This window comes from Emticicia sp. W12TSBA100-4 (assembly GCF_040253585.1).
Lineage (GTDB): Bacteria > Bacteroidota > Bacteroidia > Cytophagales > Spirosomataceae > Emticicia.
In genome coordinates this window covers 1-448 of sequence record NZ_JBELAU010000080.1, presented here as the reverse complement: position 1 = coordinate 448, position 448 = coordinate 1, and the positions used below count along the sequence as shown (strand labels likewise).

Sequence of the window (448 nt, the reverse complement as noted above, 5' to 3'; positions counted from 1 at the left end):
GCCTGCACTTGGTACACTACTATCAATCGTAACACTCGTTGTCGCTGTGGTACTACAACCATTGCTATTCGTTACTGTTACGGTGTAAACGCCTGAACTTGTGATATTTACCGTAGCACTTGTTCCCAAACCATTTGACCATGAATAACTTCCACCGCCCGTGGCTGTTCGGCTAACTGATGTCGTTGTACAAGTTAAATTCGTTGTCCCTGTGATACCTGCATTTGGTACGCTGTTATCAAGGTTGACATTGGTCGTGGCTGTTGCAGTACAGCCATTGCTATTTGTTACCGTTACGGTGTAAATGCCTGAACTTGTGATACTTACACTCGCATTTGTTCCAAGTCCATTTGACCATGAATAACTTCCACCGCCCGTGGCTGTTCGGCTGACCGAGGTCGTTGTACAACTTAGATTCGTTGTCCCTGTGATACCTGCATTTGGTACG

The 448-nt window shown here is 46.0% G+C and carries 1 pseudogene; it reads right to left on the bottom strand.

The features are described 5' to 3' along the window. Positions 1 to 448, bottom strand: a pseudogene (locus ABR854_RS25835) (hypothetical protein); the annotation flags it as partial.